Source organism: Streptomyces sp. JLYT201 (assembly GCF_059448825.1).
On record NZ_CM182551.1, the window covers coordinates 1214067 to 1227285 of the forward strand.

Consider the following 13219-nt stretch of genomic DNA (forward strand, 5'->3'; position numbering starts at 1 on the left):
CTCAGCAAACATGATCTTTGTAAGAGCACAGCATGTCCTGTGCCGCTGCCGAGGCATGCTGGATCATGAGCCCATGAGCGACGACCACACACGTGTCCAAGAGTTCTTCGCAGCGCGCGCTGCCGACTGGGACAGCCGCTTCCCCGACGACGGCCCCGCCTACCGCGCCGCCGTGGCCGAACTGGGCCTGGCCCCGGGCGCCCGGGTCCTGGACGCCGGATGCGGCACGGGCCGCGCCCTGCCCGCACTGAGGGACGCTGTGGGGCCCTCGGGGACGGTTCTGGGGGCCGATCTCACTCCGGCCATGCTGGAGGCCGCCGTACGGGCGGGCAGGCAGTCGTGCGGGCAGCTCCTGCTCGCGGACGTGGCGCGGCTGCCCGTGCGGGCGCAGGCGCTGGATGCCGTGTTCGGTGCGGGCCTCATCGCGCATCTGCCCGACCCGGCCGAGAACCTGCGGGAGCTGGCACGGGTGGTGCGCCCGGGAGGGGTGCTCGCGCTGTACCACCCCGTCGGGCGCGCGGCCCTGGCAGCTCGCCAGGGCCGCCAGATCACTCCGGACGACCTGCGTGCCGAGGGCAACCTCCGTCCGCTGCTTGCCGGCTCGGGCTGGCGGATGACGTCGTACGTCGACGAGGACACGCGCTTCCTCGCCCTGGCCCTGCGCCAGGACTGACGCTCCGCGCGGATTCGCGGGGGTTCGTGGGGGCTCGTGGGGTTCGTGGGGGCGTCGTTCAGGAGTGTCCCGTGAGTACCGCGGCGAAGGCGGCCGGGTTGTCCAGCATGACGTTGTGCCCGGCGTCCGGCACGGTGACGACCCGGACGCCGGAGGCCTCCAAGTCGTCTCCGCCCGGGACGTCACCGCTCAGCGCGCCCTGCACGTAGACACGCTCTACGGAGAGGGCCATCAGCATCGCGCGCATCGTAGGGCTCGTCCCGCGCACGAGCCCCGTGGCGCTGCGGTGCAGGGCACGCGGATCGGTGAGGCGCATGGTCGCGGCCCACCCCGGACCGACCCTCTCCAGTACGCGCGCGTGACCCTCGGTGACGAAGGCGTCCTCTTCGTAGTCCGCGATTCCGCTGCTTCCCGCGGTCTTCGGCGGGTACGGGTCGAGGTTGGCCTCCGTGAGGACGAGGCGTGCCACCAGGTCGGCCCTGCGGTGGGCCAGCACGATGGCCACGGAGCCGCCCATGCTGTGCGCGACGATCTCCGCGTCGCGCACGTCCGCCTCGTCCAGCGCCGCCGCGAGGGCCTCCGCATGGTCTTCCAGGGTGTAGCCGAAGCCGGTGGGGCGGTCGCTCAGGCCATGACCGGGCAGGTCCACGAACAGCGATCTGCGTCCCGCCAGTTCGGGCCGGGCGGCGAGGTGCGCGTGATAGGGCGCCGACGCGGCCCCGAGTCCGTGCACGTACACGCGCGCGGGGTCTTCGCCCTCGCATTCCGTCCAGCGGATCAGGCTGCCCTCCGTGTCGAACCGCGCGCCTCGCATCGTCATGTTCCGCTCCCCCTGAATGGTTCGTTCCGCCGCCTGCCGTGTCCCGCGTCCGCCTGTCGCGTTCCGGGCCTTCGTCCGGCGTTCAGCACACAATACATCGGCCTCGAAGTACTACGACACCGATGTACTCCGTGGATGCGGCAGAATGCGGGCATGCTGGAGCTCGCCATCCTTGGATTCCTGTACGAACGCCCGCTGCACGGCTACGAGCTGCGCAAGCGCATCACCGCCCTGACGGGACACGTCCGCCCGGTCGCGGAGAGCACGCTGTACCCGGCCATCAAGCGGCTCGAGAAGGCGGGGCTGCTGGCCCGTGAGACCCAGCCCGGCGCGGTGGCCGCGCCGCGCCACGTCCTGAGCCTCACCGCGGACGGCAGGAGCGAACTGCGCCGCCGCCTGGCCGAGCCCGCGCGGACGGACATCACCGACGAGAACCGCTGGTTCACGGTGCTCGCTTTCCTGCGGCACCTGGAGGACCCGGACGCCCAGGCCGCGGTGTTGCGGCAGCGTCTCGCCTTCCTCCAGGAGCCCGCCAGCTTCTTCTACGACGGCGACCGCCCGCTGCGCGCGGAAGAACTGGACGACCCGTTTCGGCAGGGCATCCTCACCATCGCGCGGGCCACGAGCCGCGCCGAGCTCACCTGGCTGCGCAAGATCCTCGCGTCACTCGGCTGAGCCCGCCGCGGACACCCTGGTGTGCCGCACCGGACAGCCGCGCACACCGGGCACCGGCCAGGTGCCGAGCTCGCCGGGCCGATAGCCGTCGGGATAGCCCTTCACCTCCCAGTTCTGCCGTCCGTAGTGCGGGGCCGTGCGCGGCGGCAGGAGGCGGACCGCACGGCCGCGCAGCCGCACCGCGCGCCGGGTCACGGCGCGCGTCAGAACGGAGGGCCGTTCGTAGCCGAAGGCCCGCAGCAGCGGCTCGTCGAGCAGGGCCAGGGTCGCCGCGCGCAGGACGGGCGCCAACGGGCGCGGGTACCAGGACACCATCAGCCCCAAGGTCGCGTCGGCGACGCCGCGCGCCCCTGCGTCCCATCCGAAGTGCGCCTCTTCGTAGGCATCGAGGAACTGGGCGAACTCTTCGTAGGAACCGGGGATCTCCTTGATGCCCATGTGCTGACCCAGCGTGCGGTAGTACACCGCTGACGCGGCCGTCTCGTGCCGCGACAGCCGACGCCATCCGTAGGCGTCGATCCACCGTTTGGGCATCACGACGAACGTACACAGCACGTAGCGCATGTCGTCATTGCTGATGTCGTAGCTGCGGTGCATCTGATTGATGCGGCGGATCGCCGTGCGCCCCTCGTCGCTGTCGAAGCCGTGCTCGATGACCGCGTCGAGGAGCAGTGCCGTGTCGTCGTACCGCTTCTGCGCACGGGTGGCGAACTCCGCCGTCTCGGCCAGGAGGGCGCCGATGCTCGGCACCGCATACGTGCGGTACAGCGCCAGCTCCAGCGCGCGCGTGTGGTCCCAGGGGAACTCGTAGGCCGCGGACAGTCGGTAGATCTCCAGGAAGTCCTTCTCCGGGTCGAGACGCCGGATCTGCTGGAGCCGCTCGTAGCGCTTCACCGCACGGATCCCCTTCTTCCGCCGAGGCTTCAACTTTACTTTGGAGTACGGAGGATGAGCACCCAGTCGCGGGCCCATACGGGGGAAGGTGACCTGAATGTTCAACAGGATCCGCAAGCTCTGGAGGGTCGACGCGGCGCCGGAGGACGACAAGCGCGCCCACAACCTCTTCGAAGCCGCCGCTGTCTACGTGGCGGCCTGCGCCGAGGACGACCAGGAGCAGATCGACAAGGCTGCGGGCTGGGTCTCGCCCGAAGCGCTGTCCTTCGGAGTGAACGAACTGGCCTGCCGGGCGGTCATCGCTCTCGCCCGGGAACACGACGAGTCGCCGAGCGCCGTGGCGCGTACGCTCCTCGGCCTGCCCGCCGCGTGACGTCGGTGTGGGTGGGATCGGGGCAGACGAGCGCCGTCCCGAGCGGAACGCCGGTCTCGGCGGCATGGGCGAGCCGTTCACGGACCTCGCGCGGTGTGCGGGGCCGGTAACCAGGGCCCCATCCGCAGCAGTCCTGGCGGAAGCGCACGCCCGCCCTCAGAAGCGCTGACAGGGCACGCCAGGCGGCGAGGTCCCGGCGCTTGGGCACGGCGAGCGCGGAGCCCGCGTCGACCAGCGGGTCACCGCAGCGCGGGCAGACGTCATGACGCACGCGCGCGTGGTCGGCCGGTTTCTTGTACGACACGCGGCACGCGAGACACACGAAGTGCGAACTGACACGGGACATGACACGCAGCGTAGAGGCCTCGCTCATCGGCGCACGAGCGAATTTTCCTGGTCACCGCCCCTCGACGACGCCTGGGGCCAGTGGTTATGGTGCGCCGTCGGAGTAATAAGTGGGCACTGATGGGGAGGCCTGCATGGCCGGAACGGACGCCGTCGCCGCGGATGACGAGGCGCTCTACGTGCTCACGGCCGTCCTGCTGACGCCCGCGAAGTTCCCCAGTGTGCTCGGGGACGACTATCCGGAGGCGTGTGCGGCTCTCGGCCTGCCGCCGGTGGCCGCCGGATACGGCTTGGTGCTCGGCCAGGACGGCTCCGGCGCACGGTGGACGGTCGTGACCGACGACGTCTCGCTCGTTGCCGTCGCGATCGCCGCCTGGGACTGCGGCATGGAGTACGACCTGTCGCCGGACGAGCGCACCGTGGTCGCGGCGCTGCCGGGCTGGCCGCTCGCGGTGGCCGTGTCCGCCCCGGGCGTGCCCGCGCCGCACGACCCGGAACCCGAGCCCGACCGGCCCCACCGCGCTCCCTTGTCGCCACCGGGGTCGGATGCGTGGGGGCCCGCGCAGCGACGTCTCGGCGCCGACGAGATCGCTCTGCAGTGGGCGGCCTGGCGCGCGCAGATCGACGACGCCGACTTCGCGACGGACAGCAAGGCCGGGGTCGAGCCGCCCCAGGACGGCTCCCGGTCGGCCGCCTCCGGGGCCACGCACGCCGAGCCGCTGACGGGCGTACGCCGCGTCCTCGCCGAAGTACGCGCCTATGTGGAGACCCCGCCGCCCCTGGGCCGGGTCCGCTCGTCCTTCGCCTCCGGGGAGGCCCGCACCTTGCGAGCCGACGGTCCCGGCTGGTCCATGGTCGCCAGGACCGACGACATCGCGTTCGTCCTGCTCGACGAGGAGCCGGGCGAGGTGCTTCCGGTGGGTCGCGGTCCAGAGCTTCCCGGGCTCCTCGCGGCGCTCGACAGGATGGCGGTGCGCCCCTCCTAGGAGAGGTGGTTCCCGAGGGCGGCGACTGCCCGGCCGCCTCCGCTCAGCGGCCGAGCTCCTTGCGGCTGACGCGGCGCAGCCGGCGCCGCTGTGAGGGGTCGAGTGTCAGATAGGCCACCGCCGGAACGCCGATCACGATCAGGAAGGCGGCCCACCAGGGCAGCCAGATCAGCAGGAAGAGCCCTACCGCCACGCCTCCTGCGGCGATCTTCGCTTTCTTCGACATGTCCGTCGCCTCCTTCGCGGCTGTTGCCGCTCTCTGCCCTGAGAAACGGGATCGGCCCCGCGCCGAGTTCCAGGACGCGACCCTGACCGATCCCTGAGGTGCGACCCCGAGAGAACCCCGAGTCATGCCTCAGGGGCCCCTTGGCACCCCCGAGTCGCGCCTCGGGGGCTCCTCGGCACCCTCGGCGTCACTCGGCCCTGAGCGGCTCTCCCACCTCGTACATGTGGCGGAGCACCTGCCGGTAGGAATCGATCAGGCCGGTCTCTGCGTAAGGCATACCCACAGCATGGCAGTGCGCGCGGACCATCGGCCGGGCGAGCCGCAGATGCGGACGCGGCATGCTCGGGAAGAGGTGGTGCTCGATCTGGTAGTTGAGGCCGCCGAGGAACCAGTCGGTGACCTCGCCGCCGCGGATGTTCCGGGAGGTGAGCACCTGCCGCTGGAGGTGCCCCCAGCGCTCGCCGTCCGGGTCGGGCATCTCCATGCCCTTGTGGTTGGGCGCGAAGGCCATGCCCAGGTGCAGGCCGAACAGGGCTTGGTGGAGGGCGGCGAACGCGAGTGCGTGTCCCAGAGGCATCGCGGCCAGGAGGAGGGCCCCGTAGCCCACGAGGTGAGCCACCAGGAGGGCCCCTTCCACCACGCGCCCGCGCGGGCTCTGGCGGCGCAGGTCGCGGAAGCCGTACACCTTCATGGCGATGCCCTGAAGCAGGGTGAGCGGGAAGAACAGCCAGGCCTGATGACGGGTGAGCCAGCGCCGGAAGCCGACGCGGACCCTGGCCTGCTTGCTGGTGAACACCAGGACGTCGGCGGCGACGTCAGGGTCCTTCTCGATGTGGTTGGGGTTGGCGTGGTGACGGTTGTGCTTGTCGTTCCACCAGCTCACGCTCATGCCCAGCAGGAGGTTGCCGTGGAAGAGCCCGATGAGCCGGGCGGCGGTGCGGTTGCCGGTTATCTGGGAGTGCCCGGCGTCGTGGCCGATGAACGCGGTGCGGACGCACAGCACGGACAGGACGGGGGCCAGCAGCAGGACCCACCAGGTGTGGCCCACGGCGAACAGACCCACCGCCACCGCCGCCAGTGCCGCGGCGTTGACGATCATGGTGCGGGCGTACCATCCGGTGCGCCGCTCCAGGAGCCCCTGAGACTTGACGGTGCGCAGCAGCGGAGCGAAGTCACTTCCGGCGGGCGACTGCCGGGGCGCACGCGCGGGGCGGTCCGCGAGGACTGTGCTTGCCTGGGGCATGGGTCGGTTCTCCGGCTTCCACGAGGACGGGCTGACCTGAGAAAACGTACGAATCAGTGACCGTTGGCGACCATGGCGCCACCACCCGTATCGGGAGGGGTGCCAGCAGGGGGCCGGAGGGGTGCTGGGTACACCCCTGCCACGGAGAGTGATGAGGATCACCGTCGAACAAGGTCCGGTCGGCCGGAAACGTGTTGTACTCTCGGCCGCTCCGGTCTCATTAGTCAAATTTGAGGAATGCGCCATCGCTGTGCACAGGCTCCCCGCTGTCACTCCCTCCGAGATCTCAGAACTCTCCCAGTGCTCCGTCGTGTTCGTGCCCGGTGACCCCGGGCGGACCGGACACGTCGCCTTCTGGCACGTGGACGGCGACGCTCCGCCCACCCCGGCCGCGGGCACTGTCCAGGACCTGACCGTCGCGTTGCCGGACGACGACGGTGTCCGTCTGCACGACGTCCCGGCGGTGCTGCTCCCGGTACGGGTCGCGCTGCCCGTCCTGACCCGGGTACGGGCTGCCTCCGGGGCTCATCCCACGGCCGCCTTCTGGGGCACCGCGGCCGTGCTCGCGCTGCAACTGGCTGCCCGGGGGCTGCTGCTGCCCGGCCTGACCGACAGCGACCACGACGCCTGGCGTGCGGGCCCGCTCGGCACCGGGGACCTGGAGCGGCTGCGGGAGCTCGCCGCCGCGATGCCGCCCGCGGCGCACACGGTCCCGCTCGACGGTGCCGTGCCGCCGCGGCTGCCCGCGCCGGAGCGGTTGCTGCGCCAGTTCCTGGACGCGGTCGCCGACACGCTGCCCCGCTCCCCCGCCGCCGTTCCGGCCGCGGGCCACCGGGCCTTCGCCGCGCCCGAGCCCCAGCACGTGCCGGAGCAGCGCTCCTGGGCCATGGACGTCGCGGCCGGGCACGACGCGGGCGTGCGGATCTCGCTGCGCGTGGAGGTTCCCGGTCTCCTTGCCGAGGCCTCTCAGGAGACCCGGCTGCCGTTCCGGGCCGTGGTCCAGATCCACAGCGTCAGCGACCCCTCGCTCGTCGCCGACGCCGCGGAGGTGTGGTCCGGCTCCGGCGCCGCGGCGGAGGCTTTCGGTCCGCGTGCGCGCATGGACGCGCTCCTGGCCCTGCGGCGGGCCACGCGCGCGTGGGCACCGCTCGGCCCGCTGCTCCAGGCGTCGGTCCCCGATGCCATCGAGCTGGCCGACGAAGAGGTCACCGCTCTGCTCGGCGAGGGCGCGCGCGTGCTCGCCGTGGCGGGCGTCGACGTGCACTGGCCGAGGGAACTCGCGCGCAGCCTCACCGCCCGCGCCGTGATCGGCCCGTCCGACAGCGAGGCCCCGCAGGGCCCCGACAAGCTGACGTCGGACACGCCGTCCTACCTCTCCGCGGACGCGCTGCTCGCCTTCAACTGGCGCTTCGCCCTGGGTGAGCAGGAGTTGAGCCGCGAGGAGCTCGACCGGCTCGCGGAGTCCAACCGGCCCGTGGTCCGGCTGCGCGACCAGTGGGTGCTCATCGACCCCGAGGAGGCGCGCCGGGCCCTCGCACAGCAGGACCGCAAGGTCACGCCCATCGACGCGCTGAGCGCCGCTCTGACGGGCACCACGGACGTGGACGGCCGTCGCGTCGACGTGCAGCCGACCGGATGGCTCGCGACGCTTCGCGAGCGCCTCGCGGACCCGGAGGGCATGGAGCCCGTCGGACAGCCCGCCGCGCTCGCCGCCGAACTGCGCGACTACCAGCTGCGCGGCCTCAACTGGCTGGCCCGGATGACCTCTTTGGGACTCGGCGGCTGCCTCGCCGACGACATGGGCCTCGGCAAGACCATCACCCTGATCTCGCTGCATCTTCACCGCCAGAGCGACGAGACCACGACGGGCCCCACCCTGGTCGTGTGCCCGACGTCCTTGATGGGCAACTGGCAGCGGGAGATCCAGAAGTTCGCGCCCGGCACGGCGGTGCGCCGTTTCCACGGTGCCCAGCGCGGTCTGGAGGACCTCGCCGACGGCGAGTTCGTCCTGACCACCTACGGGACGATGCGCCTCGACGCGGAGCTGCTCGACGCGGTCGACTGGGGCCTGGTGGTCGCCGACGAGGCCCAGCACGTCAAGAACCCCTACTCCGCGACGGCCAAGCAGCTGCGCGCCATCGGGGCACGCGCGCGCGTGGCACTCACCGGCACCCCGGTGGAGAACAACCTCTCCGAGCTGTGGGCGATCCTCGACTGGACGACCCCGGGGCTGCTCGGCAAGCTCAGCACGTTCCGCACCCGCTACGCCCAGGCCGTCGAGGGCGGTACGGACCCGGCCGCAGCCGAGCGGCTCGCCAAGCTGGTGCGCCCCTTCCTGCTGCGCCGCCGCAAGTCCGACCCGGGCATCGCCCCGGAGCTGCCGCCCAAGACGGAGACCGACCGCGCGGTGTCGCTCAGCACCGAACAGACCGGCCTCTACGAAGCGGTGGTGCGCGAGGCGCTCGCGGAGATCTCCGGAGCGGACGGCTTCGCCCGCCGGGGTTTGATCGTCAAGCTGTTCACCGGCCTGAAGCAGATCTGCAACCACCCCGCGCAGTACCTCAAGGAGGACGCTCCGCGCCTCACCGGCCGCTCGGGGAAGCTGGAGCTCCTGGACGAGCTGCTCGACACGATCCTGGCGGAGGACGCGAGCGTGCTCGTGTTCACCCAGTACGTGCAGATGGCCCGGCTCATCGAACAGCACCTGGCGGCGCGCGGCGTCCCCACGCAGTTCCTGCACGGCGGTACCCCCGTCGCCGAACGCGAGGCGATGGTGCAGCGCTTCCAGGACGGCGAAGTGCCCGTCTTCTTGCTGTCGTTGAAGGCGGCTGGCACCGGTCTGAACCTCACGCGGGCCGAGCACGTCGTGCACTACGACCGCTGGTGGAACCCGGCCGTCGAAGCGCAGGCCACCGACCGCGCCTACCGCATCGGGCAGACGCAGCCCGTCCAGGTGCACCGTCTGATCGCGGAGGGGACCATCGAGGACCGCATCGCCGAGATGCTGCTGCGCAAGCGCGAGTTGGCCGACGCCGTCCTGGGCTCCGGCGAGGCGGCCCTGACCGAGCTGACCGACGCCGAGCTGACCGACCTGGTGGAGCTGCGAGGGGGCGCACGATGAGCGACGCGTACGACGAGGCGCCCCGAGGGGCGCACGCGGGCGGCATGGGCGACAACGACGGGAGCGACCATTTGACGACGTACGACGGCGGGTCGGCGGCGGGCGACGGCGAGCGGACCTTCGCTGCCCTGCCGCCCGCGCACGGGCGGGGCTTCGCCCGGACGTGGTGGGGTCTCGCCTGGCTCCAGGCCCTGGAGGACACGGCTCTGGACACCGCGCAGCTCAAGACGGGCCGCAGGCTGGCGCGCGCGGGAGCCGTGGGCGCGGTCTCCGTGCGCCCCGGCCGCATCACGGCGGTCGTCCAGGACAAGGACGGCACCCCGCGCCGCTCGGACGTCCTCCTGCAGCGGCTGAGCCCGCAGGAGTGGGACCGCTTCCTGGACATGGCCGTCGAGCGGGCCGGGCACATCGCCGCGCTGCTCGACCGGGACATGCCGCCCCATCTGGTGGAGGACGCGGCAGCAGCGGGCGTCGACCTCCTGCCCGGCATCGGCGACCTGGAGCCCGAGTGCGACTGCGAGGCGTGGGACCACTGCGGCCACACGGCCGCGCTCTGCTACCAAGTGGCGCGGCTGCTCGACGAGGATCCCTTCGTCCTGCTCCTGATGCGGGGCCGCGGCGAGCGTGAGCTCCTCGACGAGCTACAGGTCCGCAGCGTCGCGCACATGGACCTCGAAGAACCTTCTCGGGCGGAGTCCACCGACACCGTCCAGGAGGGCGTGGACGCCGCCCAGGCCTACGCGGACGGGCTGATCCTGCCTCCGCTGCCCGCACTGCCTCCGCTGCCCGCGGAGCCGGGTCTGCCGCCGTCCCTCGACACGGAAACGGAGCCGGCGCCCGGCGTCGACGTACCGGCGCTCGCGTTCCTCGCGGCCCGCACGGCGGCCGAGGCGCACCGGCTGCTGGCCGAGGCCCTCTCGCCCGGGCACGAAACGCTGGCCGTCGAGGCCGAGTTGGCGCTCGCCGAGGACGCCGTACGTCTTGCGACGGCCGCGCCCGCGGCGATCGCCGCCCGGCTCGCGGACGGCTCCGGCAGGGACAGCGACGGGCTCGCGCGGGCCGTACGGGCTTGGGAGTACGGCGGGCGGGCCGCACTCGCCGTCCTTGAGGAGGAGTGGGCTCCGGAGGGCGAGGCCCTGGCACGCGCGCGTGCCGCACTCGACGCGGCGTGGGACGAGGACGAGCGGCCGACGCTGCGGGCCGCGCGCAACCACTGGACGGTCGTCGGCGCCGACGCCCAGCTCCGTCAGGGGCACGACGGCCGCTGGTGGCCGTACCGCAAGGAGCGCGGTCGCTGGATACCCGCGGGACCGGCGGCCCACGACCCGGCGACCGCCCTGGCTGTGGCGACCGGCGGCGAGTGACCTCTCCGGTCCGAGGTGTCGGCTCGGCTGGCTGAAACGTGTACGGCGACACCGGCGTATCCACGGGGTGGGCCGTGTGCGCCGGGAACACCGGGTCGCGCACTCGCCCCGGTCAGGGATTGAGCAAGGTCACGACGTCGAGGACTGTGGAGACGCCGGTGCAGCCGAGCGGATCCAGACGAAAGGGGATGACGAGGTAGGTGTCCCGCCGCTGTTGATCGGCTGGTGATGTCCGACGGCGCCTCCTGCCCCTCGCGGGAGGCGCCGTCGGCGCGTCGCGGGCGCCAGGCCCCGGGCGGCACACCGGACACGGCGTCGGCCCTGAGAACACAAGACTCAGGACGCGGGCCTCAGGACACAGGCTTCGTGACGCGGGCTTCAAGGCGCGGGCTTCAAGACGTGATCTGCACGAACAGCACGTGATTCATCCACAGGACTCCTGATGGTTCACCCTCACGACACCTGGCGTTCGTGAGGGCCGCTGAAGGTGGCGCCGTTACCGATCTCGTGCCCCAGGAGGCCCCGATGTCCGCGCCCGTCGCCGGTCAGCGCCGTGTTCGTCGATCCACCGCTGTCGGCGTGCCGCTCGCCCTGCTCACCGCTCTCGCGGTCAGCGGCACCGCCCTCGGCGCCCCCGCCGACTCCGGGCACCAGGGAGGTGCCGCACGCGTCACCTCCCAGGCCACGCTGGGCGACATCCCTCTAGGCGCATTCAGCAACCGTCTGCTGCCCGGCACGGTGCGCAACGACCGTGGTGTCGATCTCGGCGGCATAGGCAGCGACATCTACCCGGCGGGTCGCAAGGGCGAGTTCTGGACGGTCACCGACCGGGGGCCGAACGGGCAGATCAAGGTCGACGGCAAGAAGCGCCGGACCTTCCCCGTGCCCGGCTTCGACCCGGCGATCGTGAAGATCCGGGTGTCCGGCCGCTCGGTGAAGGTCATCGACGCCCTGCCGATCACCACACGCGCCGGGAAGCCGGTCACCGGGCTGCCCAACCAGGAGGGGCGCGACGAGGCCCCGTACTCCTACAACGCCGCCAAGCCGCTCGCCTACGACCCGAACGGCCTGGACACCGAGGGCATCGTCCGCGCCGCGGACGGCAGCTTCTGGCTGGTCGACGAGTACGGCCCGTCGCTGGTGCACGTCTCCGCGCGCGGGAAGGTCATCAAGCGCTACGTCCCCCAGGGGCTGAAGCTGCGCGGCGCGGACTATCCGGTCGTCGAGGCGCTGCCGGGAGTGCTGCTGCACCGGAAGGTCAACCGCGGCTTCGAAGGGCTCACGCAGCTGCCGGGCGGCGACCTGGTGATGGCCGTGCAGAGCCCGCTGTCGCTGCCGGACCAGGAAGCGGGAGAAGGCTCGCGCACGGTCCGGCTGCTCCGCTTCTCCCCGGGCAAGCAGGCGGTCACGGCCGAGTACGCGTACCGCTTCGACCCGGTGGGTGTCGTGGACCCCGGGGAGGACGACACCTCCGAGCTGAAGATCTCCTCCCTCGTGGCCGTCGGCCGCGATCGCCTGCTCGTGGAGGAGCGCACCGACAAGGCGGCCCGGTTGCAGCTCGTGCGCCTGGACCGGCGTGCGAACATCCTCGGCAAGAAGTGGGACAACGCCGCGACGCGCCCCTCTCTGGAGCAGCTCGACGACCCCCGGGCCGCGGGTGTACCGGTGCTGCGCAAGCGCCTGACCGTGGACCTCGGCACCCTCAAGGGGGTGCCCGGCAAGATCGAAGGGGTGGCCCTGGTCGACCGCCGCACGCTGGCCCTCATCAATGACAACGACTTCGGGATGACGGACGGCCCGGAGGCGTTCGACAAGAACGGCCGCCTCGTCGACAGCGGTGTGGAGACCTCCGTGACGTACGTGCGGCTCCCCCGAGCCTTGTAGCCGCCCTGGCTCGGAACGGCGGGGCCTTTACGGCACTTCGTTGCCCGCAGGTGTCTGCAGGAGCGACTCGAGGTCGCTCGGCAGCCCGGTGGGCAGCGTCGGGAAGTCGCTGGGCAGCTCCGTGGGCAGGCCCGTGGGGAGCTGGCTGGGGAAGTCGCTCGGCAGGCGTGTAGGGAGCTGTGTCGGGATGCTCAAGGAGGGTGTGGGGCGGGTCTCGCTGCTCTTGGTGCTCTCCGAAGGCCGCTTGTCGTCAGGGGAGTCGTCACTTCCGGTGGCGACGAGGACCACGACGACGATCACCCCGACCGCCACGAGCGCGGCGAGCAGCATGAACAGGCCGTTGCGCCGCCCGGGCGGTCTCCCCTCGGGCGGCGGCTGCCACCCGCCGCCTCCGGGAGGGGGCCCGTACCCTCCGGGCGGCGAGCCGAAGCCGCCCGGAGGCCCGAAACCGCCACCCCCGGAAGGCGGGCCGAAGCCACCGCCTCCAGGAGGGACGTCACCGGGCGGACGAGGAGGCGGCGGTACCGGCGGCATGGTCATACCGCAAAGAGACACCTCGAACCGGTTATGACGCGACCCCTGCGCGGGAGTTGATACACACACGGGCTACGGAAC

Annotated in this window: 12 protein-coding genes; 7 read left to right on the top strand and 5 right to left on the bottom strand. The window is 71.9% G+C overall.

Features of this window, described 5'->3' with window-relative positions; translation table 11 throughout:
• The first annotated feature begins 73 nt into the window (after positions 1–73).
• Entirely contained in the window at positions 74–673 is a 600-nt protein-coding gene (locus tag AC5WAM_RS05190; protein WP_495521736.1) for a class I SAM-dependent methyltransferase, read from the top strand.
• A gap of 58 nt (positions 674–731) precedes the next feature.
• Here AC5WAM_RS05190 and AC5WAM_RS05195 read toward each other — a convergent pair whose 3' ends face one another.
• The gene (locus AC5WAM_RS05195) at positions 732–1487 is read right to left on the bottom strand and encodes an alpha/beta fold hydrolase (RefSeq protein WP_495523504.1); all 756 of its coding nucleotides are present in this window, start codon (positions 1485–1487) and stop codon (positions 732–734) included.
• Between the two features lie 159 nt (positions 1488–1646).
• Here AC5WAM_RS05195 and AC5WAM_RS05200 point away from each other — a divergent pair, with 159 nt between their 5' ends.
• On the top strand, positions 1647–2168 hold the full coding sequence (locus AC5WAM_RS05200) for a PadR family transcriptional regulator (RefSeq protein WP_495521737.1): 522 nt from the start codon (positions 1647–1649) through the stop codon (positions 2166–2168).
• Here the strand turns inward: AC5WAM_RS05200 and AC5WAM_RS05205 are convergent.
• Positions 2157–3062 carry an oxygenase MpaB family protein gene (locus tag AC5WAM_RS05205; RefSeq protein ID WP_495521738.1) on the bottom strand — a complete coding sequence of 302 codons (906 nt, stop codon included), beginning with the start codon at positions 3060–3062 and terminating at the stop codon, positions 2157–2159. The genes AC5WAM_RS05200 and AC5WAM_RS05205 overlap by 12 nt on opposite strands.
• Before the next feature lie 97 nt (positions 3063–3159).
• Here AC5WAM_RS05205 and AC5WAM_RS05210 point away from each other — a divergent pair, with 97 nt between their 5' ends.
• Both AC5WAM_RS05210 and AC5WAM_RS05215 read left to right on the top strand, forming a co-directional pair.
• Positions 3160–3435: a hypothetical protein gene (locus AC5WAM_RS05210; RefSeq protein ID WP_366789542.1), complete on the top strand. Its 276-nt coding sequence runs from the start codon at positions 3160–3162 to the stop codon at positions 3433–3435.
• 479 nt (positions 3436–3914) lie between these two features.
• Complete coding sequence (locus tag AC5WAM_RS05215) at positions 3915–4766, top strand: hypothetical protein (RefSeq protein WP_495521739.1); 852 nt, start codon at positions 3915–3917, stop codon at positions 4764–4766.
• A gap of 43 nt (positions 4767–4809) precedes the next feature.
• On the opposite strand, the gene AC5WAM_RS05220 is transcribed toward AC5WAM_RS05215, so the two are convergent.
• On the bottom strand, positions 4810–4992 hold the full coding sequence (locus AC5WAM_RS05220) for a tail-anchor membrane protein (RefSeq protein ID WP_495521740.1): 183 nt from the start codon (positions 4990–4992) through the stop codon (positions 4810–4812).
• 187 nt (positions 4993–5179) lie between these two features.
• Entirely contained in the window at positions 5180–6235 is a 1056-nt protein-coding gene (locus AC5WAM_RS05225; protein WP_495521741.1) for an acyl-CoA desaturase, read from the bottom strand.
• Positions 6236–6485: 250 nt separating this feature from the next.
• Between AC5WAM_RS05225 and AC5WAM_RS05230 the strand changes: the two genes are divergently transcribed.
• From AC5WAM_RS05230 to AC5WAM_RS05240, 3 genes are all read left to right on the top strand, one after another.
• Entirely contained in the window at positions 6486–9356 is a 2871-nt protein-coding gene (locus tag AC5WAM_RS05230) for an SCO1167/SCO6262 family helicase (RefSeq protein ID WP_495521742.1), read from the top strand.
• Positions 9353–10720, top strand: a complete 1368-nt coding sequence (locus tag AC5WAM_RS05235; protein ID WP_495521743.1) for an SWIM zinc finger family protein — start codon at positions 9353–9355, stop codon at positions 10718–10720. Before AC5WAM_RS05230 ends, AC5WAM_RS05235 begins: the two co-directional genes overlap by 4 nt.
• Before the next feature lie 525 nt (positions 10721–11245).
• Positions 11246–12604: an esterase-like activity of phytase family protein gene (locus AC5WAM_RS05240; RefSeq protein WP_495521744.1), complete on the top strand. Its 1359-nt coding sequence runs from the start codon at positions 11246–11248 to the stop codon at positions 12602–12604.
• Between the two features lie 27 nt (positions 12605–12631).
• Here the strand turns inward: AC5WAM_RS05240 and AC5WAM_RS05245 are convergent, their stop codons facing one another.
• The gene (locus tag AC5WAM_RS05245; RefSeq protein ID WP_138963862.1) at positions 12632–12934 is read right to left on the bottom strand and encodes a hypothetical protein; all 303 of its coding nucleotides are present in this window, start codon (positions 12932–12934) and stop codon (positions 12632–12634) included.
• Positions 12935–13219: the final 285 nt, after the last annotated feature.